This window comes from Zobellia russellii, assembly GCF_044597075.1.
In the GTDB taxonomy this organism is placed as follows: domain Bacteria; phylum Bacteroidota; class Bacteroidia; order Flavobacteriales; family Flavobacteriaceae; genus Zobellia; species Zobellia russellii.
Genome location: NZ_CP139000.1, coordinates 1571539 through 1596681 on the forward strand (window position 1 = coordinate 1571539; position 25143 = coordinate 1596681).

At 40.6% G+C, this 25143-nt stretch carries 14 protein-coding genes; 13 read left to right on the forward strand and 1 reads right to left on the reverse strand.

The window, feature by feature from the left end; genetic code table 11:
* The first annotated feature begins 24 nt into the window (after positions 1-24).
* From SJY45_RS06440 to SJY45_RS06500, 13 genes are all read left to right on the forward strand, one after another.
* Complete coding sequence (locus SJY45_RS06440) at positions 25-2646, forward strand: VPS10 domain-containing protein (protein WP_400073712.1); 2622 nt, start codon at positions 25-27, stop codon at positions 2644-2646.
* 46 nt (positions 2647-2692) lie between these two features.
* On the forward strand, positions 2693-3955 hold the full coding sequence (locus SJY45_RS06445) for a glycoside hydrolase family 117 protein (RefSeq protein WP_400073713.1): 1263 nt from the start codon (positions 2693-2695) through the stop codon (positions 3953-3955).
* A 217-nt stretch (positions 3956-4172) separates the two neighbouring features.
* Complete coding sequence (locus SJY45_RS06450; protein ID WP_400073714.1) at positions 4173-5165, forward strand: family 43 glycosylhydrolase; 993 nt, start codon at positions 4173-4175, stop codon at positions 5163-5165.
* Between the two features lie 24 nt (positions 5166-5189).
* Positions 5190-6851, forward strand: a complete 1662-nt coding sequence (locus tag SJY45_RS06455; RefSeq protein ID WP_400073715.1) for a DUF4038 domain-containing protein — start codon at positions 5190-5192, stop codon at positions 6849-6851.
* Positions 6848-8380 (forward strand): alpha-L-fucosidase, encoded by a 1533-nt coding sequence (locus SJY45_RS06460; RefSeq protein WP_400073716.1) that lies wholly within the window; start codon positions 6848-6850, stop codon positions 8378-8380. The genes SJY45_RS06455 and SJY45_RS06460 overlap by 4 nt, the downstream gene beginning before the upstream one ends.
* 47 nt (positions 8381-8427) lie before the next feature.
* Complete coding sequence (locus SJY45_RS06465) at positions 8428-10908, forward strand: hypothetical protein (RefSeq protein WP_400073717.1); 2481 nt, start codon at positions 8428-8430, stop codon at positions 10906-10908.
* 46 nt (positions 10909-10954) lie between these two features.
* The gene (locus SJY45_RS06470) at positions 10955-12442 is read left to right on the forward strand and encodes an arylsulfatase (RefSeq protein WP_400073718.1); all 1488 of its coding nucleotides are present in this window, start codon (positions 10955-10957) and stop codon (positions 12440-12442) included.
* Positions 12443-12519: 77 nt separating this feature from the next.
* Positions 12520-13941 (forward strand): alpha-L-fucosidase, encoded by a 1422-nt coding sequence (locus SJY45_RS06475; RefSeq protein WP_400073719.1) that lies wholly within the window; start codon positions 12520-12522, stop codon positions 13939-13941.
* 327 nt (positions 13942-14268) lie between these two features.
* Positions 14269-16494, forward strand: coding sequence for a c-type cytochrome (locus tag SJY45_RS06480; protein ID WP_400073720.1), 2226 nt, complete (start codon positions 14269-14271; stop codon positions 16492-16494).
* Between the two features lie 36 nt (positions 16495-16530).
* Entirely contained in the window at positions 16531-19446 is a 2916-nt protein-coding gene (locus SJY45_RS06485; protein ID WP_400073721.1) for a sugar-binding domain-containing protein, read from the forward strand.
* A gap of 211 nt (positions 19447-19657) precedes the next feature.
* The gene (locus SJY45_RS06490) at positions 19658-21451 is read left to right on the forward strand and encodes an FAD-dependent oxidoreductase (protein ID WP_400073722.1); all 1794 of its coding nucleotides are present in this window, start codon (positions 19658-19660) and stop codon (positions 21449-21451) included.
* A complete protein-coding gene (locus SJY45_RS06495; RefSeq protein ID WP_400073723.1) occupies positions 21448-22566 on the forward strand; it encodes a hypothetical protein in 1119 nt (372 codons plus the stop codon). The genes SJY45_RS06490 and SJY45_RS06495 overlap by 4 nt, the downstream gene beginning before the upstream one ends.
* A 25-nt stretch (positions 22567-22591) precedes the next feature.
* Positions 22592-24034: a carbon starvation protein A gene (locus SJY45_RS06500; protein WP_400073724.1), complete on the forward strand. Its 1443-nt coding sequence runs from the start codon at positions 22592-22594 to the stop codon at positions 24032-24034.
* A gap of 5 nt (positions 24035-24039) precedes the next feature.
* Here the strand turns inward: SJY45_RS06500 and SJY45_RS06505 are convergent, their stop codons facing one another.
* Positions 24040-25056 (reverse strand): GntR family transcriptional regulator, encoded by a 1017-nt coding sequence (locus SJY45_RS06505; protein WP_400073725.1) that lies wholly within the window; start codon positions 25054-25056, stop codon positions 24040-24042.
* Between the last annotated feature and the right edge of the window lie 87 nt (positions 25057-25143).

Here is a 25143-nt window from a genome sequence, read left to right on the forward strand (position 1 = left end):
TCCCGTTTTCAAAACCAAAGTGACATGAGCAAAAACTCCTTATGTAAGATAGTGCCTCTCTCCTTCCTTTTCCTAGGAATGTCTATATATGCACAAACACCGGAAAAAGGAGCTACTTTTTTCAAACGCCTAAAAACGGAAACAGTAACATCCGATCCTGCCGTGGTCTGGCAACAATTTGGTCCGGGAATGAGTGGCAACAACAAATGTGCTTTTTGGCATCCTACAGACCCAAATGCACTTTATATAAGTCCTAACATGGGCAATTCTTATGTTTCTTTTGACAAGGGAAAAACGTACAATACCATGTTGAATGCCGATGAATCCGGTTATAGGGAAGGACAACGGGGCCCTATGCAACTTTTTAGTGTAGATTTCTCGCGCCAAAACCCGGGCTTTGGTTTTTGTAGCGATGACAAAAATAAAGGGATTTTTATTACCAATGACCAAGGCCGGTCTTGGAAAAATTTAAATCATCCCGCTTTTCAAGGCAAATACGTTTCCTGTGTTACTGTAGACCCCAAGGACGACAATATTTGGTATGCCGGCGGTGGTGAAATGAGACATTTAGGTAGAATGTTGTTCCCCAATAGCAAACCCCATGGGTCCAAAGAACACGAACCAAGTTTGAATAAACTTTGGAAAAGTACGGACAAAGGCAAGAACTGGGTAGTATTAAACAAAGGGCTACATCCAAAAACCCAATTTGAAACCTTATTGGTAGACCCAAAAGACTCTAACCTTATCTACGCCAGTACCAATTATGGTTTTTATAAAAGTACGGATGCAGGAAACACCTGGGCCAAAAAAACCAAGGGTTTTGATTATGATGTAATGCGGGCCATGAGCCATCACTACAATGAAAAAAAAGATGTGCTGACCCTTTACGTTATCTGTAACCCCATGTGGAAAGCAGATGGCAAAACATTGACCAATGATAAAGGTGGAATTTTCAAAAGTATTGACCGTGGCGAAAGTTGGGAGAAACTAGAAGGTAATTTGCCTTTGGATATGCGGCAATTTCAAAAGAATGCAGATATCAAAAAAAGCTATGTACACTGTGCCGCTTATGTTTTTGATATGAAAGACAGCGAATTCAGAGAGAAATACCCTCAAATGCCTTCGGCCATTACCATTCGTTTCAACACCATTGCGGTAGACCCGAATGATGCAGATAATATTTACCTCAACAATGAATATTCCAACGCTTCCCGGAACAACTTTAAACCCGGTCAGATTTGGCGCAGTAAAAACGGAGGCAAAAATTGGCACGTTGCCCTGCGTAACGGAAAAGCTTGGAAAACTACCTCTAAGGACTATACATATTGGAAAGAAAGAGGCAACCCTATGGAAACCAACATCTCACTTCGTTACCTAAAAGATTGGGTAGATAGGGATTTCTATGAACGTAAAGGGTCCAATTTTGTCAGGTGGAATGCAGACGGTACCGTGCTTCACACTCAAATGGCAAAAATATCGCTTATGAGCTATGACAAAGGGGAAACATGGGTAGATATTGATGATGAGTATACCACCCCCGGAACGGAGAGTTATGTAGGAGCGGGAAACAGTAATTTGCCCGGCCATGGTTTCTACCAACATCCGGATATAAAAAATAAGGTATTCTGCATGGCGGGAGAAAACAGTTTATGGGTAACCAATGATGAAGGGCCTAAAGTTCGTCCTGGAGCCCAAGGTGCGGAATCCCATAATTTTCTGGACCATGAAACATCACTAAGCTGGTACGCCATACATCCCAAGGACACGCTTGTTCATTATGCTTTGTTCTTTAGGCAGGCTGCAAAAGGTAAATTATTAAAATCCGTTGATAATGGAAAAACATGGAAAGAACATGGTATTGCCATTCCAAAATGGGAGATAAAGGCACATAGTGGAGACCAAAGCGTACATCAAAATCACCTTATCATAGACCCTGAAAACCCGGACAACATGTACTCTGTAGTCCCTAAAAATTCTATTGATATGGAATGGGTAGGTAATTCCGTAACCGGATTTGGGGTACATAAAAGCCATGACGGAGGAAAAACATGGCAAGAGGCCAATACAGGTTTACCCACTTCACGTGACGCCACAAAAATTGCGTTCTCCCCAAAGGATCCCAACACCCTTTATGTTACCCTACAAAATAAAAACGGAGGTCTTTTTAAATCTGTTAACAATGGGGCTTCTTGGGTAAAAGTTTCATCTACCGAGAAGATATCCGGCAATCAAGGTATAAACGATATTCATTTTTCCCGAGACGGAAAGGCCTACATTACTGCAGGAACCAAAAAAGGCAAACCTAATGCCGGAGGGGTTTGGGTGAGCAATGATAATTTGCTTACCTGGAAACGTATTTTTGATTATCCTTGGACCAACCGTATTGAAACGGCCTATTATAACCCAAATACCATTTTGGTATCTACTCTAGGGAATGTTTCCATCGGCACAAGAAATGCTGGCACCTACCTTTCGCAAGACGCTGGAAAAACCTGGGCTAAAATTAATCTGGGCAATGGTCAAAGCGATCGCATAAACGATATTGCCATAGACAACTATACACCCGGTAAATTCTATACATCAACACGTGGTAGCGGGTGGTATGTTACACAACATCCCAAACCCAACAAGACCATTAAGCTATAATCATTTTATAAACATATTATTCAACCAGAAACACCAGAACAGTAGTATGAAACAGTATATTTTTCTAGCATTAAGTTTGAGCACTTTTGCAATGGCCCAAGCCCAAGAAAAGGCATTTCCTTATGAGTTGCCAGAAGAGAAACCCAACAGACCTTTGAGTGCCGCTTTAGAACGGAACTATGATAACTACTTAGGGGCTCGTCCCGAATCCAACGAATTGTACACCCAATTTAAATATACAGAACTTAAAGGTTTTGATTATCATGGTAATGATGGCACCATATCACGAAGAGACCCCTCAAAGGTAATTTTTGAAAATGGTAAATATTACATTTGGTACACCCACCGAGAAACCCCTGTGGCCCCGGTAGGGATTCCAAGGGTAGAGGAATCCAATGATACTATTCCCTCCGCAGATTGGGATTTGGCAGATATATTCTACGCTACCTCCAAAGATGGATTTACTTGGGAAGAGCAAGGTGTTGCCGTTCCTAGACCTCCCAAACCTCAAGTAGGATGGCGTTCCGTTACCACTACGGATATCTTAAAGTGGAAAGGCAAATACTATTTATATTATCAAGCGTTTTCTGAAGCTCCGGGAAAAAGTGGTGGAGACAATTGCCCCGTTGCCGTATCTTATGCCAATTCTCCTGATGGTCCTTGGACTCCTTTAAACAAAGAAGTTATACCTAACGGAGCTCCTGGTTCTTGGGACCAATTTTCCATTCATGACCCCTACCCTATAGTTCATAACGGAAAAATATACCTGTATTATAAATCCGATTTTGGTAAAACGAAAACCAAAGGTAATGTGCGCATGCATGGGCTTGCCATAGCAGATGACCCTTTAGGTCCTTTTGAAAAACACCCACTGAACCCGATAATGAGTTCAGGACACGAGACAACCCTATTTCCTTTCAAAAAAGGAGTAGCCGCTTTTGCAATTAGAGACGGTAACGAAATGAACACCATACAATATGCGGAAGATTGGGTGAATTTTGAGATCGCCGCCATGGTAGAAATGATGCCGGATGCCGGTGGGCCTTTTGTTGCTGATGCCTTTACAGATACCAAATATGGTCGTGGAATTACTTGGGGAATTTCACATTTTGCCAACCCTACGCGCGACTGGAAAAAGAATCATGTGGTTCTAGTTCGTTTTGATTGCGACCTAAGTTTAGATGTTGATGATCAACAAATGAAACGCCACCACAACACCCCTAAATTTGAGTATTTGTTAGAGCATGGACTCAATGCCAAACAGCGAGAACGTGCCATGAACGCTACTAAAAAGCTGAACGAAAACTAGAACTATATTCGGCTAAAAAATGAGAAAGTAACCAAACTCGTTTTCAATAATGGAATCATATTACCACACTCAAAATATTGAAAACGGGCAAGGCTATTCAACACATACACAACGCTTTCACTATAAATAACAAACCAACATAAAACCCTAGTAATCAATCTAAAACAGACATTATAACTTGAGCGTATACTCACAGACCAACCCAACACTATACCAAATGAAAACTAATACCTTTCAACTTTTAGTTATATGCTTTTTACTCTTTCACATGGGGCTAAGGGCTCAGGAGAATATATTAGTACCACAACAGGCCAATGAATATGTACGAATCTATATGCCTGATGGCGATTATTTTTTCGCACCTGATACACCTAACCTAAAAGAAGGAAAATGGTATAATGAATGGGTTCCTAACGACCACACCTTTGTAAAAGGTAATGATGGCAAGTGGCATATCTTTGGAATAACCCATCCATTGGTAGAAACAATCCCACTCAATAAAGGCATACATGAAGGCGAGCATGGTTCTTTTCATGCCGTATCAGAAGCAACAGATTTTAAAGAGACAGTAAAGGAGCACCACTATAATGACCTCCCTAAAATATTGACCCCAAAAGATCGCCCAGGAGAAATAGCTGCCAACCATGCACCTTACATTGTAAAAAAAGATGGTTTATTTCAGATGGTTTACGGCCATAGCCCAATGCGCATGGCAGTTTCCGATAATCTATATGATTGGAAGCCAAAAGGAGAACTCTTCTCGGACCCGGATGGTGCCCGCGACCCTAATTTGCTTTTATACAAAGGCACATATTATCTAACGTATTGTTCCATAAAAAGCGTCCGAATGGTAAGCTCTAAAGATTTGGTTAACTGGAGCGAGCCCAAAACCATCCTCAAAACCAACAAGTTTGATCCTGAATCGCCATCCTTACTTTTTCACAATAATACATTTTACCTTTTTGTCTGTGCTTGGGAAGATGACTGGGACGGTAAGGATATTCAAGGTGCTTATACGCATAAAGCCTACGTCTACAACTCCAATGACCTAAATGACTTTGGTGAGGACCAAGAAAAGGAAATTGCCATGTTGGATGCCCATGCCCCCGAGATTTTTCAAGGTGAGGATGGACAGTGGTACATATCAAGTATAGAGTGGCCGTACAGAGGGGTAAGTATTGACAAATTGGAATGGGTAAAACAAATGTAACTTATCGATTTAATTAAAGATAAAATGAAAAAATATCTGAGAACTATTTATATTTTTTGCTGTGTACTTTTGGTTCCGACCATAGGTATCTCACAGTCCAAAAGTTTTAAGAATCCAAAGGCAAATACGGTCATAGAATGTCAGCAATGGGAAGTTATTGATTTAATTTTCTCCATAAAGGAAAAGGTAAAGGCTCCTTTTGAAATTACTGCCACTGCTGAAGTTACCGACGGTACAGAAATGCAAAAAATTCCTCTTTTCTATAATGACAACGGCACATGGGTTTTACGATATTCTAGCGCTAGCATTGGCGAAAAATCTTTCGTAATAACTTCTGAACTAAAGGGCATAAATGGTAAAAAAGGGAAGATTTCAATCACTGAAAACCAAAAAACAGACCGTCACGGGGGAATTATTCTTAATGAAAATAATCCACAGCATCTATTTTATGAAGATGGTTCGCACTACTTTAATCTGGCTTTTGAATGCGATTGGCTCTTTGCTCTCGATTACGGGGAAGAAGACATGGCCAAAACCAAACACCTCTTGCCCTTATTAAACAAATACCGCTTTAATCAGGTGGTCATGAACGTGTATTCATACGACGTATCTTGGCCAAAAGACGAACGTCTGGCCGAGCATCCCGAACACGAATATGGGGGGCGTGAAGATATTTTTCCTTTTCTGGGGTCTAATTCCAATCCGGACTACAGTTCACTAAACATTGACTTTTTTAAACATTTTGACAAGGTTATTTCTGAAATGCACGATCAGGAAATCGTGAGTCACCTTATGATCTACGTCTGGAACAAACTAGTATCGTGGCCAGAAATGGAATCTGAGGCCGACAATAGGTATTATGACTATGTCATAAAGCGTTACCAAGCTTTTCCGAATATCATCTGGGACGTTTCAAAGGAAGCCCTGCACAAAACAAGGGCCACTGCCGCCTATATTTCAGAACGTATTGAACGAACTAGAAACCTGGATTCCTATGATAGGCTGGTATCCGTCCATGATTATGGCTTCTGTAGAAACCATGCCGATGAAGTCGATTTTATATCGATGCAAAACTGGCAACACACCTTGTACCAAAATATGTTGAATGCCCGAAACGACTTCCCCAATAAACCTATTTTCAATATCGAACACGGGGGATATGAAGAATCGCCCTATGTGGTCTTTCCGGGAGCTTACGTAAATGCCGAAGTGTGTTTAAGAAGAAACTATATGTGTCTGTTCGCAGGCGGATACACCACCTATTATTGGCAAGGCACCTCATGGAACGCACTAATACACAACCCCTTTGAACAACCTGAAGATTTTAAAAAACCCCATTTCGAATATTTCACCCACATGCGAAAACTATTTGATTCCGCACCTTTCGAGAATTTTGAACCTAATGCCAGATACAATGGTAGCGGATACAATTTGACCAATGAAAAGGATGGCATCATTTTAATATATACCCCAAAGGAAAACCACTACACCTCGGCCAAGGTTCAAATTTCAAAAGAGTTCGACTACGAAAACGCCACCCAACAATGGTTCAATACCCTTACGGGTGAATTAACTCCCGAAGAAAAATACAATATGAAGGAACTTGGTTTTTGGGATTACCGCCCTTGGCGGTACGAGGCCGATGCCATTCTTATCATTCGCAACTTAAAACCGAAAAACAAATGAAACCTTTAGCCCCCTCTTTCCCTTTTAAATTATGCACCTGCCTTCTTTTTTTCGTAACATCAGTAATTGGCTTTTGCCAAAACGCACCTAAAAAAAACGAAAAATCCGCTACGTCCTATCAAGCAGATTGGTCCTCGTTGCAAAAACACAACACACCAGATTGGTTGTACGGAATGAAATTCGGAATCTATTTTCATTGGGGACCGCAAACCGTACAAGTAGCCTCCAAAAACCCAGAAATGACCGTTCTTGAAGCTATTAAAGCTTGGAAAGGCGAAAAATTCGATGCTAAAAATTGGGTCGATTTGATGCAAGATGCAGGCGCCCAGTTCGGTGGGCCCGTAGCATGGCACGGTAGCGGGGTCGTAAATTGGGATAGCGATATAACCGATTGGAATTCCGTAAACAAAGGACCTAAAGTAGACATATTCGGAAGCCTGGCAAAAGAACTCCGCAAACGCAATATGCCTATAATATCATCTTTTCATACGGGTGATTTTTGGAGCCGTATGTGGGGCCAACTATCAAAGGAAGATCCAACTTACCTCAACCCCTATGAAGACAACTCAAAGTATGCTACGTCCAATGAGGGCCGAACAGCAGAAGTCATTTTCCAGGCGTGGTTTGATCGTATTTCTGAAGCTATTGACAAACACGAACCGGATATGATCTGGTTCGACACCGGCTTTGGCGGAACCGTAAAAGGTGAATTAAAAAAGTACACAGACCGGGGCCGCCTGTTACCTGAGGGAGATAATGAACTGATCAGTGTACCCGAAAATTATCAGCAAAAATTGATCAGTGATTATTTTAACAAGGGGCTAAAATTAGGGAAAGAAGTAGAAGTATTTTATAAAACCCATGATATTCCACCAGGAATAGGTATTCGTGATATTGAAGACGGAAACCTATTGGGAATGCAATATGACCCATGGATGGCAGACATCAATATGCAACGTCATTTTGAATGGCCCAGTCCTTGGTTCTACAACCCTGCGAACAAGGTAAAAGAGGCCGGCACATTAATAGATATGTTGATAGACATGACCAGTAAGAATGGCAGAATGCTCCTAAATGTACCCCCTAAGGCCGATGGTAGTTTTCCAGAGGAAACCAAAAAGGAACTATATGCCATGGGCGATTGGTTAAAGATCAACGGGGAAGCTATTTACAACACCATGCCCTGGATATTTTATGGCGAAGGACCTACGGAAGTAACCAATCCCGGCCATCACGGACAAGGAAAAAACCACGGTGAATTGATTCCTAAATACACTTCAGAAGATATTCGGTTTACCCAAAACGGAAAAAATTTGTACGCTATCTGTATGGAATGGCCAGGGGAACAAATTACCATTAGAACATTAGGCAGCAAAGGGAAACTCTATCCCGGAGACATTAAAAATATTTCAATGTTGGGAAGCAGTGAAAGCATCAAATGGGAACAGAAAGTGGAAGGCCTTGTTGTTCAATTTCCGAAACAAAAACCCTGCAATTTTGCCTATGTGCTAAAAATTGAACGCCGTTAAATTTTCTCGCTCAAAAGTAATAGAACACTAATATAGTAACACAGAAAATGAGACATCTAAATCACCATCGGAAAAAAGAAAAAAGTACCCCTGCATATACTTTTCTATCAATTGTATTGCTTCTTTTTTGCCACTTGAGTTTATCGGCACAAAGTGTTCTCCTTGGGGACAACGCCCCCTACCCCAATGTAAACGATGGTGATTTTAATTTGATACAGGCCGGTTCTTGGCGCCTCGGATTACAATCCCCATTCTGGACGCCCTCCAACGAACCACAAAAAGAAGGCCATTCTATGGGTCTTTTCACCGGTCGCTATTTTAGCTCTTTCGATTATGCCTATATCGATTCCAAGCCTTTGAACACGACCACTGATTATCAAGACCTAAAAGTGGACGATGAATTGAACTGGAGCTTTGGGGCCGATTTGGAATACATAAGTAACGGTTCACTTTCATTACATCTATTTTTTGGTGAACAGGAGCGCATCTTGGCCGAAAAAGTAAAACTCATAGGTTCGGACAAAACCATAGAACATTTTTCAGGCACTTATACCCTAACCCAAGAGGACGTAATGGCTGGACCTCCCCGTGTTCGGGTCGTATTTTATTCCAATGAGGATGTTAAAGTTTTTCTAGATTATGTCAACCTTAGCGTAAAAGCTCCCGAAAAAGAAGGCCCTAGCCTTTCGGGAAAAATAGTGGCCGACGGTATCCGTTTGGATTGGACGGATAAAAAAGCGAATTCAGACAGCAAGTTTTCGGTATACAGAAGCAAAAGAAAAAGCGAAGCGTACAAAAAACTGACCACGACCGCTGATTTTAGTTTTACCGATACAAACCTTATTAACGGTATAGCATATAGCTATGTTGTAACCCGCCTAGACACTTCAGAATCTGCGGGCTCTAACAAAGTGCTTCTTAAAAAAATAGACCATGAAGCCCCTGCCCCTCCTTCTGCACTAAAAATTGAGGCCCTTGAAACCGAAATTAAACTGGAGTGGAACAAAAGTTTAGATGACGATGTGGCCAGTTACTCCGTGTATAGAGGGGATGAGAATGGAAATCACCTACGCCAGATTGCTCATGACCTCACAGGTTCCGAGTATGTTGATTTTACCCCAAAAAAAGATGTCTACAACTCTTATGTAGTATTTGCTCATGATTACTCCGGGAATAAAAGTAAGGCTTCACCACAAGTAAGCGCTAAAGTAAAAGCAGTGTTTGGAACCTCATTTAGTGATCTTATTCTACCGATGCCCATTCACAAAGAACTACGAAGCAATCTTTGGGGTGCAGAAAGCATTTTACCACGCGACCCTGATAACGGCATAGAAGACCCAGAGTGGAGCTATTGGGGAGGCAGACCAGTAAAAGACCAAGACCAAAAATACCATATATTGGTTACCCGATGGCCCGCAAACGCAACCAAAGGCCATTGGGAATGGCCCAACTCAACAGTGGCCCATGTGGTCTCCGAAACCCCAACAGGACCCTACAAGGTAAAAAAAGATACGGCCTATGGTTTTGACAATGGATTGGGCCATAATCCTGATATAATATTGTTGAACGACGGCACATATATGCTCTACTCCCTCGTAAACTGGGAAGCTACCTTGTTCTCCTCTAAAACCATGAACGGCCCATGGAAACGTTTGGGAACCATGACCGTTGATTGGAAAAGCACTAATGAAGACGAAAAACTATCGTATCGTTACTATCGCAATCTTTCGGGTGTTCAATTAGAAGATGGTCGGTTTCTATTTGTAACAAAGGCCGGGGAAATGATGCGCAGTGCCACGGACGACCCGCTTGGCCCCTATAACGTACTGACCGACCAGATCAGATACAACCCTATTATCCCTGAAAAATATAGAAATAGTAATTACGAAGACCCCGTACTTTGGAAAGATGACGTACAGTATCATATGATAATCAATGCATTCTGGGATTATCGCGCAATTTACTTACGTTCACCCGATGGCATCCATTGGAAATTCAACCCCGGTACGGCCTACACTCCGGACAATACTTCCTACATAGATGGTACGCGAACCCATTGGTACAAACTAGAGCGCCCTCATATATTACAAGATGAATACGGCAGGGCCACTCATCTTTCCCTTGCTGTGATAGATGTCCCAAAAGCAGATGATCTGGCTAAGGACAAACACAGTTCAAAAAACATCATTGTTCCCCTTACTGTGCATAAACGCATTAAGGTGCTGAATAAAAGGAAGATAGATTCAACTACAAAAAAGATTAAAATTCTAATACTTTCAGAAGCAGGTTTTGACGCACAAAACGATATTGACCTTGCTTCTTTAAGATTCGGCGCTTCTGAGGAAGTCGATTTTGGAAAAGGTTCAAAAGTTATTAAAGCTAAGAAAAAAGGAAAGGACCTCATCGTGGAATTTGACGGCACCGGAAACGGAATTACAGCTATCAATTTTGCCGGAAAACTACTTGGAAAAACAAAAGAGGGTAGGCTAATAATAGCGTATTCCAAACTTTCCGCAAGCGAACAATAAGAATTAAGACATTTCAAAAAACCGATACTATAAAATCAGAACACATATGAAATCATTTACATTATTAAACAAAGTATGCTTCCTAGTTTTATTTGCTGGGTTTAGTAATTTACTGAGAGCTCAGGAACAACCCAATGTTATAATTGTCATGGCAGATGATATTGGCCTAGGTGATATCGGTTTTTATCATAAAGAAAGAACGGGTAAAGAACCGCTTGTGCCCACCCCTAACATAGATGAACTTATTGCAAATGGCATGCGTTTTTCCGATGCCCACTCCCCTGCTTCTTTATGTGCTCCTACCCGATATTCTATGATGACCGGAAACTACCCATATAGAAACACAAACAGTCCTTGGGGTGTTTGGTCTCCGTTAAGCAATGATGGTATAAATGATTCTAACACACTATCTCGTATTGCAAAAAAAGCGGGTTATAACACGGCGTTTTTTGGTAAATGGGGATTAGGAGGTGTTTGGAACGGTGCCCCTGATGATTACTCCAAAACCGAGGGAGGCGCCCAAAAATTTGATTTTAATTATTCTATTGAGCTCCCTCAGGGCATTCAAAACAAACCCTACGTCTATTATGAGAATGGGGAGTGGATGAAACTCAAAACAGATTCAGAACTGGTACACATTCCTTTTGAACAAACTGAATATGGCGAAGATAACAAAGAGCGCAATAGAGATGGCATTGGCGACTCTAACTGGAATCCTTCCTTAGCCGGGCCTATATTGGCCAACAAAGCTGTGAACTATATTGAAAAACAAAGTGAAAAACCATTTTTCATGTACTATTGTAGTCAAGCTGTACATGTTCCCCACACTCCTGCCAAGACTTTAGATGGAATAAAAATAAAGGGTTCCACATTAGGTAGTCACGGCGATATGATTGCTGAACTAGACGCTCAAGTGGGTATGATGACAAAAGCTCTAAAAAAATCCGGAAAATATAAAAATACGCTCTTCGTGTTTACTTCAGACAACGGTGGTCTTAATGAAAATAAAGCCTTAAGGCGAGCAGGACATGATTCCAGTAATGGGTTAGCCGGTAAAAAAGCATCCATCTATGAAGGTGGGCATCGCGTTCCTTTTATTGCAGTTTGGCCCGGAAAGATAGCTAAAAATTCAGAATCCCATGTGCCTATTGTGGGTCAGGATATGGTTGCCACCTTATCGGCAATTGTAGACATTCCCCTTGATAATACCAAGATTCTAGATTCCGCTAATCTTCTTCCCATCTTTCAAAAACAATCTACTAAACCACTACATAAGTATCTCATGCATAGGTCACAAGATGTAAAGGGTCCTTTTCACGCCATTCGAGAAGGTGATTTTAAACTAATTATGATTGCGGACAGTAAGAAAAACCTAAAGGGACTAAAAGCAATTGAGTTATATGATTTGAAGGATAACTTGAAAGAAAAGAAAAACAAAAACCTAATTAATGAACCCGGGCAAGCAGATCGTGTAAAGAAAATGCAAGAAACCTATCTAGAGCTATCCAATAATAGAGAAACAACACTTTTCTAGTACTAGATATCCCTTTTCAATATGGAGAAAAGATACATCCAACAACGGTTTTAAATTATATATAAATACGCTATTTAATGAGAATTATACGTTTGACCATATTAGCTATACTCTGCTGCCTAGAAGTAACGGCCCAAACCCAGGAAACAGCATCAAAACCATATAGCGAATTATTACAGGATTTTGTGGATATGCGATTTGGCATGTTCATTTGTTACAACATCATGTCTTATGGAGCCAGTTGGGGCGAAGCTAACTATGACATATCTACCTTTAATCCAAAAAAATTAGATACGGACCAATGGGCCAATGCCGCTGTTTCAGCTCAAATGAAATTTGGTTTGCTTACCACAAAACACCATGAAGGTTTTTGTTTGTGGGATAGTCAAGTAACCGATTATGACGTTGGTTCAACACCCTACAAAAAGGACATTGTAAAGCAATATGTTGAATCTTTTAGAAAAAAGGGGCTCAAGGTTGGGCTCTATTACTCTATTTGGGACAGTACGCATGGCATTGACAAAGGTAAAATAGGTACAGAGGAGATAGACTTTATAAAAACCCAGATTACCGAACTGCTTACCAATTATGGTAAAATAGACTATTTTGTTGTAGATGGCTGGTTTTGGCGTATGGGCCATCATGAAGTACCCTTCATAGAAATTCGTGAATTGATCAGAAAACTACAGCCTAATTGTCTATTAACAGACCATACCCATTTACAGGCCCCTTACCAATTAGACGTTCCGTACTTTGAAGGTCCGTTTGGTGCGTTTCCAGAGGAAAATAACCAAATGGCATCTGCATTGGGTCACTGCAGTTTTAAAGGAAACGGGTGGTTTTGGAGCCCTGAAACTCCAAATGGTATAAAAAAAAGTGAAAGTGCTGAAAAATTGGTTTCAAAATTGGAAACCTTAGAGCACAGGAACTGTAATTTTATGCTCAATTGTATGCCCAACAGAGAAGGTTTTTTAGACTCCGCCTTTATTACTCTTTTAGAAGATATTGGACAAAAATGGTCTCCCAATACGAATAGAGCAGACCTTCCCTCAAAAAAACATCTTATTTACTCTGCGCCAATTGTAAAAGCTACCGCATCAAGTGGTAAAGCTAGCAATCTCATAGATGCTACCCAATACAAAACCGATTTTAAACACTGGAGTTCAAATACTTCGTCAACCCAAACTTTAACTTTTGATTTGGGGAGTCCTCTAAATATAGATATCATCACTTTAGTACCCAACCATAAGAGCAAACCAGCTCCTGAAACTGCCCTATCAAAAGGAAATATCTTGGAATGTAAAACCTATACCAGCATTGATAATGAAAACTTTACGTTAGTTGCCACAAACTCTTGGCCTGAAAACTCCAAATATAGAAGCATTGCTTTTAATGCATCCAACGCCCGTTATGTCAAAATTGAAATTTTAAGGTGGATCGGTAAAAAAGCCATAATAGCTGAAGTAGAAATTGGAAGTTCCACTCATCCAACGAAATAAAGAATTGTAAAAACACTATTGATAATGAAAAATATACTTTCCTTACTTCTCTGTCCTGCCAAGAGTTTTAAGATAGATTATGTGTCGTTCAACCTCGCTTACCAACAAAAAGTACATTTGATATAGGCATCTGACCATTTGTATCAAACTCAACATAATGCTATGGTTAATTTTACGTCAAGCAGGATTTTTAAGCACAAAAAACGAGTATAGATCAATTTCTATATAACTCAACACCTTTAAAACATCATTTCGACCAAAAAAGACAAATAAACAAACACCAAAAAAGACATGTTCAAATTCCTTTACCAGTTTCAAAACCATTTTATGAGATGCAATTTTTTCTTTGCTATTTCGGCCTTTATTCTGATTATCCTGGGCAGTTGCAAAAAAGAGAAACCTGTTTATGCAGACGTTATTTACACCAAACCCCAATTGGTAAAAGACCCACCCGTAGTTTTTATGTCTCCTGAAGAAAGTATGAAAACCATGCATTTACCGGAAGGTTACCGTATGGAGCTGGTGGCCAGTGAACCTATGATTAACGAACCTGTAACAATTGCTTGGGGTCCTGATGGTAAACTCTATGTTGCTGAAATGATTACCTACATGCAAGACATAGACGGTACAGATGAAAACGAGCCATGGAGCAGGGTTTCGGTTCTTGAGGATATTGATGGTGATGGAAAAATGGACAAAAGCACAGTTTTTGTAGATAGCTTAATTCTCCCTAGGATTATACTCCCTTTGGATGACCGTGTTCTTATTGGTGAAACTTACAACCGTAGCCTTTATAGTTATAGGGATACCGATGGTGATAACGTAGCTGATGAAAAGAAGCTAGTGCTTGAAAACAACAAAAGGGACAATGCCAATCTGGAGCACCAATCCGCTACCATGATATGGGGTTTGGACAATTATCTTTATTTATCCAACGGTTCCTTACGGTACCGTTTTACCAAAGGTGAAATGGAAATTGATACGTTAAGGGATGCGCCTTCTGGACAATGGGGTATGACACAGGATGAAGTGGGTCAAATTTATTATTCTAGCGCAGGTGGGGAAACTCCCGCTCTAGGTTACCAACAACATCCTTATTACGGCACCTTGGAAATGGAAGGAAAATGGGAAGAAGGTTTTGAGAAAGTATGGCCCATCATTGGAACTCCAGACGTACAAGGTGGCCTCAGAAGATTGCGTGAAGACGGCACTTTAAACCATTTTACGGCCAGTTGTGGCCAATCTATCTTCTTGGGAGACAAACTGCCCATGTACGGAGACCTTTTTATTCCTGAGCCCGTAGGACGTTTAATTCGTCGTGCAAAAGTAAATATGGTTAATGGTAAGAAGGTATTGTCCAACCCTTACGGGGAAACAGAATTCCTGGCATCCACAGATACCAACTTTAGGCCTGTAGATACCCAAACAGGTCCTGACGGTTGCTTATACGTAGTAGATATGTACCGTGGCATTATTCAAGAAGGGAACTGGGTAAGAAAAGGAAGCTTTTTACGTCCTGTGGTAGAACGAAAAGGTTTTGACAAGAATATTGGGAAGGGTAGAATTTACAGAATAGTACATGATGAAATAGCTCCTTCCAAACAAGAAGACCTATTACACAAAACCTCTAATGAACTAGTAGATTACTTGCATCATCCTAACGGTTGGTATAGGCTTACGGCCCAAAAACTTCTGGTACTTAAACAGGACAAATCCATAGTTTCGGATTTAAAGGATATTGCAACTGGCGGAGATCCCTTTATAGCTTCAATGTTTGGCGATACGGATTATGCTTTGGGCAGGCTTCATGCCATTTGGACGCTAGACGGTCTTGATGCCATTGATAAAACTTTGGTTTTGGATGCTTTGCAAGATGAAGATGCCCGGATACGCATGGCAGCGGTACGTTTAAGCGAACCATTTTTGGCATCTGGTGACACGACTGTTCTTAACGCTGTTGAAACTTTAAAAAGCGATAAAAATCCTGAGGTCTTACAGCAGGTGGTACTTTCGTTACGGTCTACTAAAGACAAAAAAGGAAACGAAACCATTTCTGAAATTATAGCTGCCAACCCCAACAACGAAGCAATTGCAAATATTGGTGAAGAAAGCTTAAAGGAAGTTCCTTTAGAAATTGAACAGATTAAAAAGCAATATGTTCTTGAGAGTAGCAATACCCGAAATAGAATTGTTAACGGATATACCCATTTCAAAAACTTATGCGCTTCTTGCCATGGTATTAACGGAACGGGTATTGAGGGCATGGCCCCTTCATTGGTGGGTTCTCCACGAGTAACAGCTAAAAAATGGGATATCCCCGTAAAAATTCTTCTTAATGGTCTAACAGGGCCGGTTGACGGCAAAGAGTATTCCGGTGTTATGGCGGGCATGAAACAACAGGACGATGATTACATTGCCAGTGTACTGACTTACATCAGAATGCACTTGAACGATTCTAACGGTATTGGCTCTTGGCAGGTTAGTAAGGTTCGGAACGAAAACAAAGATCGCGAGTATTACTGGACTATAGAAGAACTGGAAAACGAGAAATAAAATCCTCTCTAATTCAAAATACAACATTGTTATCTTATGAGAACATTTAAACTAACGCTCTGCATTTTACTAATGTCAACTATAACTTGGGGGCAAAAAAGGAGTTTACCGGACGGATTTACCAAAACGGACCGTTCCAAGTTGAATATTAACCAAGGATGGAAATTCCATTTAGGCAACCCCGAAGCTGATTTCTATACATTGGCAACGGACGATTCCAAATGGGAAACGGTTAACGTACCTCACGGGTTGGAACTTACTACCATGGACCTCAACGGTGCACAAGATGATAAATACCAAGATACATTCATGAGAAAAGTAGGTTGGTACCGAAAGGAAATAGAAGTATCCAAAAATACGAACACCAAAGTATTTCTGGAGTTTGAAGGCGTCCACCAAGTAACGGATGTTTGGGTAAACGGCAAACACATTGGTCAGCATGCCGTTGGAGGATACACACCTTTTCATTTTGATATTACCGATTTTGTAAATAGAGGAGAGAAAAATCTAGTTACCGTTTTGGCCGATAATAGAAAACGAGAAGACGTTCCTCCGGACCCAGGACCTATGGACTATATTAAGTTTGCCGGTCTATATCGTGATGTGTACTTAGTAGAAACCAATCCGTTGCACATTACATTTAATTGGGAGGCCGAAAACGCAGGTCAATACATTACTACACCAACCGTAGACCCGGTTAACCTTAATGCCACCATTAACATTAAAACCACGGTTCGCAATGAAAATGGGGAACCTAAAAAGACTACTGTTTTAAACCGCGTCATAGATGATAAAGGTTTGGTTGTCCTAAAGTTAAAGCAGACCAAAACGATTCCTAGCGGAGCGGAAGTTCAGTTTAATCTTATAGGAAGTATAGAAGATAACCTAAAGCTTTGGTCTATTAACGAGCCCAATTTGTATCGTGTTCATACTTTAGTTTTTGAAGATGATAAAGCGGTAGATCAGGCAGAAGTTAAAACAGGTTTCCGTAAAATTGAAATGAACGATCATGACGGCATCGTGTTAAACGGAAAGCCTTTAAAACTCATTGGCACCAATTTACACCAACACTATGGCTTTATAGGTGATGCCATGCCCAACTCATTGCACTATAAAGATATTCTTCAATTAAAAAAATTGGGAATGAACGTGGTTCGTACCGCACATTATCCGCATGACAATTCTTTGCTCGAGGCCTGTGATGAATTAGGAATGTTGGTCTACGAAGAAGCCCCTACATGGATGTCTATAGGAAACCAAGCTTGGTTTGATAATTATGAAAAATCGGCTAGAGCCATGGTCAGAAATCATAGAAACCATACCTCTGTTTTTATTTGGGGAGCCGGTATCAATCACCGAGGTTATGTTCCAAGGGCCCATAACGTAATTAAACAAGAAGACCCTTTTAGATACACTGCTTCGCAAAGTAGCAGATGGACAGGTTGGCAAACTTCCGGTCTTACGGACATTTACGGGCAAATGGTATACGGCCCCTATTATTGGAGTGGTGATGAACCTATGCTGGCAATGGAAGGTCGCCGTGGTCCCGAGGCCGTTAATGAATATATGAACAACCCTATGAAACTGGGACTCATATCATGGACCGCCCACGCCTACTACACTTTTCACCCTACCAAAACCCCTAAAAATAGAAGTCGAGGTGGTTTTATGACCGCTTTTCGCTATCCCCGTACAGAAGAAAATTTGGCTTGGTATCCTGCGGAACTAACCAATTATCCTTATCTACATATTAATACCGAATGGAAGGAAGGTACCAAAGAAGTAGTTGTATTCAGTAATTCGGAAAAAGTAGAATTAAAAGTAAATGGAAAAACCATTGCAACGCAACACCCTTCTAAAGCGGATAAGTATAAATATTTAGAACATGCCCCTTTCGTATTTTCCATTTCCGAATTCCAAAAAGGAAAGCTTACGGCAAACGGCCTACTTGACGGCAAAGTGGTTGTTACTGAAACCAAACAGACCCCAGAAGCGGCCTATAGGCTTATTCTGGAACCGGATACGGAAGGCCGAAAATTTGTTGCAGATGGTTCCGATATTTTGGTAGCCTACGCCAAAGTTGTGGATAAAAACGGGACCCTACTTCCTGATGCCGCCCTGTCCGTTGAATTTTCGGTAAGGGGAGATGCCGAAATTATTGGAGACAAAGAAGGGATAGGCTCCAACCCTATGCCCACAGAATATGGGGTGTCACCTGTTCTGATTAGGGCTGGAAATACGCCTGGAAATATAGTCATAACAGCTAAGGCCAAAGGACTAAAAACAGCCTCTGCAACGGTTGGGACCGTAAGGGCCAACTTTGATGTGATAGCCGCAAATGCCAAACCCATATATGATTTTGAAACGCTCCGGGTTGATTTAGGCGAAGAGGAACAACTCGTACAGTTTGATTGGACGCCTTGGAACGGCAAGGATAATAAAGCTTCTACAAAAGAATTTAAAGAATTTGGAGGTTTTTCCGCCACTGTTCAAAGTAGTGAAGACCCTAGCTCAACCCGTTGGTTGGGTGAAATAAATGTTATTGGTAAATACGGATTTGCACATGGCGAAGGTGTCCTAGGTATGTCAAAAGAAGGACTTACCCTAGAATTTTCCGGATTGAAAAAGGGAAAATATAAGTTGAATACGGTTCATCATGCTCCAAGGACCAATACGGATAGTATGGATCCCAATCAAGAAAAAATGTCGACTTATAAAATCTATAAGATTCCGTACGCCAAAGAGCTTAGCGTTACTATAAACGATACAAAGGGTTCCTCAACCCAAGGGAATATTATAGTTACCGAAGGTGAAAATATGCAGACTACACCATTTCATCCTACCGACATCCATTTTGAATCAGATGGTAAAAACAAGGTGCGTTTTGTTTTTAAAGGTCTGGACGGAAAAGCGGTTTGGCTCAATAGTTTTGTGTTGAGCGAATGGTACTAGATACAACCTTTTAGGTATTTTTTAAATCCCCTTGGTATACCCTCGGGGATTTTTTTTATACGTAAGCACAATCAGCCTCACTATCAAATACTCAAAATATCACATCAAAATATATTAACATCACTTATTACGGACTAAATAATTAGATTAAAAATAATTTTATATATTTACTGAAACCGTACTAGACCGTACTAGATTTAATAACACCACTATGAAAAATGTATTTTCCCTATTATTTGTAATCTTTAGCACGTTCTATGGCTTATCGCAAGACGTACTTGTAGAGGCAGAAAGTTTTGATAACCCTGGAGGTTGGGTAGTAGACCCACAATTTGTAGAGCAAATGGGCTCGCCTTACCTAAATGCGCATGGTATGGGCAAGCCCGTAGAAAATGCGTCAACAGAGGTAAACTTTAAAAAATCTGGAAGTTATCATGTCTGGGTACGCACCATGAATTGGGTTCCTGGTGAATGGGAAGCTCCGGGAAGATTCCAATTAAAAGTCGGCGAAACGGTATTAGATACCATTTTAGGAACCCGCTCTGGTTGGGGATGGCAATATGCCGGTGAGGCCAAAATCAACAAAAAGCAAGCTACGCATATTGAACTACAAGATCTTACAGGCTTTAATGGGCGTTGTGATGCCATTTATTTTTCAACCAAAAAAGATACGCCTCCATCATCCACAAAAAAGTTGGCAGCTTGGCGTCAAGAAATTACGGCCCAGCCTAATGCTCCCAAAGAGTTAAAAACCTATGACTTAGTAGTTGTTGGTGGCGGGCTAGCAGGTTGTGCAGCGGCCATCGCCGGCGCCGAACAAGGGCTAAAAGTTGCCTTAATCCATGACCGTCCCGTTTTAGGAGGTAACGCAAGTGAGGAAATCAGAGTGCATACAGAAGGTATCTACGGAAACTTTGAGCGCATTCTTAAAAAAATAGATACCAAACATTACCCTAATGGTTCGGCAGAATCTAAACTTGATCAACAAAAAAGGGATGAAAATGTTAAGAGTTATGACAATATAGATTTATTCCTTAACTGGCGTGCTTATGATGCTATTTCTGAAGAAAATAGCGTAAAATATGTAGATGCAAGACAAACTTTTACGGGAGAAAGAAAACGGTTTACCGCTCCCTATTTTGTGGATTCTACAGGTGATGGTTGGATAGGTTTCTGGGCTGGTGCCGAATTCTCGTACGGCCGTGAAAGCGTTGATACCTATGGCGAATACTGGGAAGAGCATGGAGAACTATGGAGCCCGAAAGAAGCGGATAATGCCGTTATGGGTTCTTCCGTACTTTGGGGATCTAAAGACACGGACAGTCTTCAGAGTTTTCCAGAAGTACCTTGGGCCATGCCGGTATCTAAAGATTATGCCGAAGTTAATGGCGAATGGCAGTGGGAGTTTAGTAGAAACGATTTGAGTCAGATTGATGATGCCGAAGAAATACGGGATCATATGTTACGAGCCATTTACGGATCATTTTCCAATGCCAAAAAAGACGAGGTAAACAAAAACAGAAAATTGGAGTGGGTTTCATATTTGGTAGGAAAACGAGAATCCAGAAGATTAGTAGGCGACCACATTTTTACTTTTAACGATGCCAAAGAAGGAAGAAAATTCCCAGATGGCGTAGTTATAGAAAAAAGAGCCGTAGATGTGCATTACCAAACCGTTCTTGAAGATGAGAGCAATCCTGATTTTATTTCGGAAGCTTTATTCTACAGAGGTCCGCAGTACTATATTCCGTATAGAAGTCTATACTCCAAAAACATTAAGAACCTGTTTATGGCCGGGCGTAATTTCAGTTGCTCTCACGCTGGACTTGGAGGGCCAAGGGTTATGCTCACTACCGGACAAATGGGTGCTGCCGTAGGTTATGCTGCCTCGCTTTGTAAAAAATACGAAGTTATGCCCCGTGAAATTTATACCGGATATCTAGAAGAGTATTTAAATTTGATAGAAGATCAGAAATATGAAAAAATTCCTACTTCTAAAAAATGAGACCCATTGCATTAGTCTTCCTGTTGCTTTTTACCCACTTATGTAATGCACAATTTGGGTCGGCTATTGCATTGCCCAATACCTCTGATAAAACCGTTTTAGAAGCTAGTCCGGAATTTTTTGTCTTGGATTGGAAACCCAATACGGCTCTTTACATTTCGGAAACTCCCTTGGAAATTGTTACCGATTCCGTGGGAGCCCAAAAAGTAAACCTATTTAGGGATAATGCGGGAGCACCTGTCCTGTACGCCTCCAACATTATTACGCCGGTTTGTGCAGACGGGGATTGCAAGTTCATGCACATTATCTTGTATTGGACACTTTTAGGTGATTATGCCGGTTTTGACCGTTCTCCCCAAGAACCGTTGACCAAACATGATCATGATGAGTTCCTCTTCTCCGATTATTGGAAACTTCACGATTTGTTGAAAGACCACAATTCCATCTTAAAAAGAAGGGCTATAGATGAGTTGGTTACCAAACCTAAACCTTCAAAAATAGAGGGTGTAGATGCCCTGTCCGGTGCTACAGTAAAAGAGGTAAAAGAATCCGTTGTTTCGGGAGCGCTCTATTCCTGCTATGTAGCCTGGCACTTGGTTCATGGTAAAATTAAGGAGCAAATTAAGGCCCATACCGTTCAACGACAAAATGAAAGTATGTTGGTTCGTATGCTGAATAGTGACCATACCAATTATCAAATGTATGCCCTGGAAAATCTAAATCAAGAACAATATAAAGCTCAATTTTCAAGAATATCGAAACTCTTTAAATCCGGTATTCCATTGGTTCGATCATACATTATTAAAAATTTATCGGATTCCTTTTCGCAGTCGCCCTCTACCATGCAACCTTTTTGGGATGCACTCCCTCATATTGACATCAACACCCGAAGCCTTTTACTACAACATATAGATTTTGCTTCGGATAAGACCATAAAGGATATTTCCACACAATTAGGAGTGCTAACTAAGAATCAACTACTTAAATATTTGGCGAATCTTGAAAGCAAAAAGAAACTTTCACCGGATATTCTAAAAAATCTAGAACGGTTCGCAGCATCTACCAAAGAGAAGAATGCATATCTTGTTGCTCAGTTTTTGGCAGACAATAGCTAATCGTACCAAATAAAACCTACATTTTATGATTTCGTTTATAATTTCTGTTCTTGTGTTAGTACTAGGGTATTATACCTACGGAAAACTAGTTGAGAAAATTTTTGGTGCAGACACAAAGAGGGAAACACCAGCAGTTAGGCTCCGGGACGATATTGATTTCATGCCCCTACCCGCTTGGCGTATATTCCTTATTCAATTTTTAAATATAGCAGGCTTAGGCCCAATTTTTGGGGCAATTGCCGGTGCCATGTTCGGTCCTGCTGCATTTTTATGGATTGTATTGGGCAGTATTTTTGCCGGTGCCGTTCACGATTATTTTTCAGGTATGTTATCCGTACGCCATAACGGACTGAGCATTAGCGAAATTGTTGGTATCTATCTAGGACCAAGAATGAAACACCTGATGCGTTTTTTCACTGTTATTCTACTCATTTTTGTGGGTACGGTATTCCTCATGGGGCCGGCCAAGATTATTGATGGTATGACAGGCAATATGTGGAACTTATGGATTTGGGTCGGTATAATCCTCGCCTATTATATTCTATCCACGCTTTTGCCCATAGATAAAATGATCGGTAAAATCTACCCTGTTTTTGGAATAGCTATGCTTCTTATGGCCCTTGGGCTGGTAATTGCATTGTTCTTTGGTGATTATGCCATTCCAGAACTGGTACCCGCCAATCTAACCAATATGACTTCCGACCCCGAAGCCACGCCCCTGTTCCCTATTCTCTTTGTTACCATTGCCTGCGGCGCTATATCCGGATTTCATGCTACCCAATCACCTTTAATGGCACGTTGTATGCAAAACGAAAAATTGGGAAGAAGTATATTCTTTGGCACAATGATTACCGAAGGCATAGTTGCCCTTATATGGGCCGCTGCCGCTATGACCTTTTTTGGTGATGTTGGCGGACTTAACGATGCCATGTTAGCCAATGGGAACAATGCGGCATGGGCGGCCAATGAAATATCAATGAACATGTTGGGCAAAGTAGGTGGCGTATTGGCACTATTGGGTATTGTTGCAGCTCCAATTACTTCGGGCGATACCGCTTTCCGCTCGGCGCGACTCATTCTGTCCGATATTTTCAAAACGGACCAAAAGAAAATTAAAAACCGACTCTACATCAGTATTCCGCTGTTTATAGTAGCTTTTGCGCTTACCCAGATGGATTTTGGTATTATATGGCGCTATTTTGCCTGGAGCAACCAAACACTAGCAACCGTGGTATTATGGACGATAACCGCATATCTAATTTATGAGAACAAATTGTATTGGATAACCCTAATCCCAGCTGTGTTCATGACCATGGTCTGTTCCACTTACATTCTTATAGCACCAGAAGGATTTCAATTGGAGAATAACGTTGCCTATATGGGAGGTGCCGTTCTTACTATTCTTATTTCTTTGCTTTTCTGGTATTATGCCGTACAGCGAAAGAAAGTTTTTGCCCAGCTAATGTAACCGGTTTAAAGTGAACTCCTTAAAATAAGTTGGGTTTCATTACTCTTATGTTCGCGTCTGCCTTCCAAAATCATTTTAGCGGCTTCCTCGCCCATTTTCTTAAAATCGGTACTGATAACGGATATACCACCATCCAATATCTCTTTGGTACTGGTATCGTTATAACTGATAAGTCCTATTTCTTTACCTAGTTTCCAATTGGATTTTCGCGCTAATTTTATAATCTCTACCATATCCCTATCATAGGCATCAATGGTTACGTAAAGTGTACCTTCTTCAAAATAATCGGATGAAAAATTATAGTATACCTCGCTTTTAAAATCGTTTTTGCTGCAAAACCGCTCAAAACCTTTTTGTACAAAATCCCCATGAGGGGCATTTTTACGATTAAAAAGTACCAACCTCTCGTACTTGTTCACCAAATGGATATGCTCCGTTAACAGATTAAAAATATCATTTTCAAAATCCTGAAAAACCATTCCGCACCCGTCGTTTACATTGGGTTCGTATTTATCTAGAATAATCAATTTTTCCGGTGGAACTTTGTTCAGTACCTTTTGTACAGATTTTGCATCCTCAATGTAAGTAGTAACCACAAAGTGGGTATAGTTCTTAAGGTTATCCAAAATTAGCGAAGCAAAAAGTTCAATATTCTGGTGATGGAAATACAAGCGAACCTTTACATTCTCCCCTAAATTTGAGATGAGTGAATTGTATAGATCCTCTTTAAACGGTGTGAACTTATCCAGTAAAAAGAATACTTTAAATTCTGTCTCTACAGAAAGATCGTTTACAAAATAGCCTATTTTATCTACAGCGCGTACAATGCCTTTCTCACTAAGGTAGTTTAACGCCTTAAAAACCGTTTCACGGCTAAAGTTAAAATGGGCAGAAAGCTTGTTTACTGAGGGTAGCCTTTCATCAAGAACCAGTTGTTTTTGTTCAATTTGCGAAATAATACTATCTGCTAGCAGAAGATATTTAGGCTTTTTTGAATTCTTTTCTATACTAAGCTTTACCATCCGTTCTTTCTTGTCAATTTGGGAAAACGCAAAAATACTAAAACCAAAATTATCTATTCTGCAGCTCCATTTTTAATAATCCGCCCC

Coding starts and splice junctions, on each gene's coding strand:
- SJY45_RS06500 (WP_400073724.1), top strand. CDS start 22,592: ATGATTTCGTTTATAATTTCTGTTCTTGTGTTAGTACTAGGGTATTAT.
- SJY45_RS06485 (WP_400073721.1), top strand. CDS start 16,531: ATGAGAACATTTAAACTAACGCTCTGCATTTTACTAATGTCAACTATA.
- SJY45_RS06480 (WP_400073720.1), top strand. CDS start 14,269: ATGAGATGCAATTTTTTCTTTGCTATTTCGGCCTTTATTCTGATTATC.
- SJY45_RS06460 (WP_400073716.1), top strand. CDS start 6,848: ATGAAACCTTTAGCCCCCTCTTTCCCTTTTAAATTATGCACCTGCCTT.
- SJY45_RS06465 (WP_400073717.1), top strand. CDS start 8,428: ATGAGACATCTAAATCACCATCGGAAAAAAGAAAAAAGTACCCCTGCA.
- SJY45_RS06505 (WP_400073725.1), bottom strand. CDS start 25,056: ATGGTAAAGCTTAGTATAGAAAAGAATTCAAAAAAGCCTAAATATCTT.
- SJY45_RS06470 (WP_400073718.1), top strand. CDS start 10,955: ATGAAATCATTTACATTATTAAACAAAGTATGCTTCCTAGTTTTATTT.
- SJY45_RS06445 (WP_400073713.1), top strand. CDS start 2,693: ATGAAACAGTATATTTTTCTAGCATTAAGTTTGAGCACTTTTGCAATG.
- SJY45_RS06455 (WP_400073715.1), top strand. CDS start 5,190: ATGAAAAAATATCTGAGAACTATTTATATTTTTTGCTGTGTACTTTTG.
- SJY45_RS06490 (WP_400073722.1), top strand. CDS start 19,658: ATGAAAAATGTATTTTCCCTATTATTTGTAATCTTTAGCACGTTCTAT.
- SJY45_RS06495 (WP_400073723.1), top strand. CDS start 21,448: ATGAGACCCATTGCATTAGTCTTCCTGTTGCTTTTTACCCACTTATGT.
- SJY45_RS06475 (WP_400073719.1), top strand. CDS start 12,520: ATGAGAATTATACGTTTGACCATATTAGCTATACTCTGCTGCCTAGAA.
- SJY45_RS06440 (WP_400073712.1), top strand. CDS start 25: ATGAGCAAAAACTCCTTATGTAAGATAGTGCCTCTCTCCTTCCTTTTC.
- SJY45_RS06450 (WP_400073714.1), top strand. CDS start 4,173: ATGAAAACTAATACCTTTCAACTTTTAGTTATATGCTTTTTACTCTTT.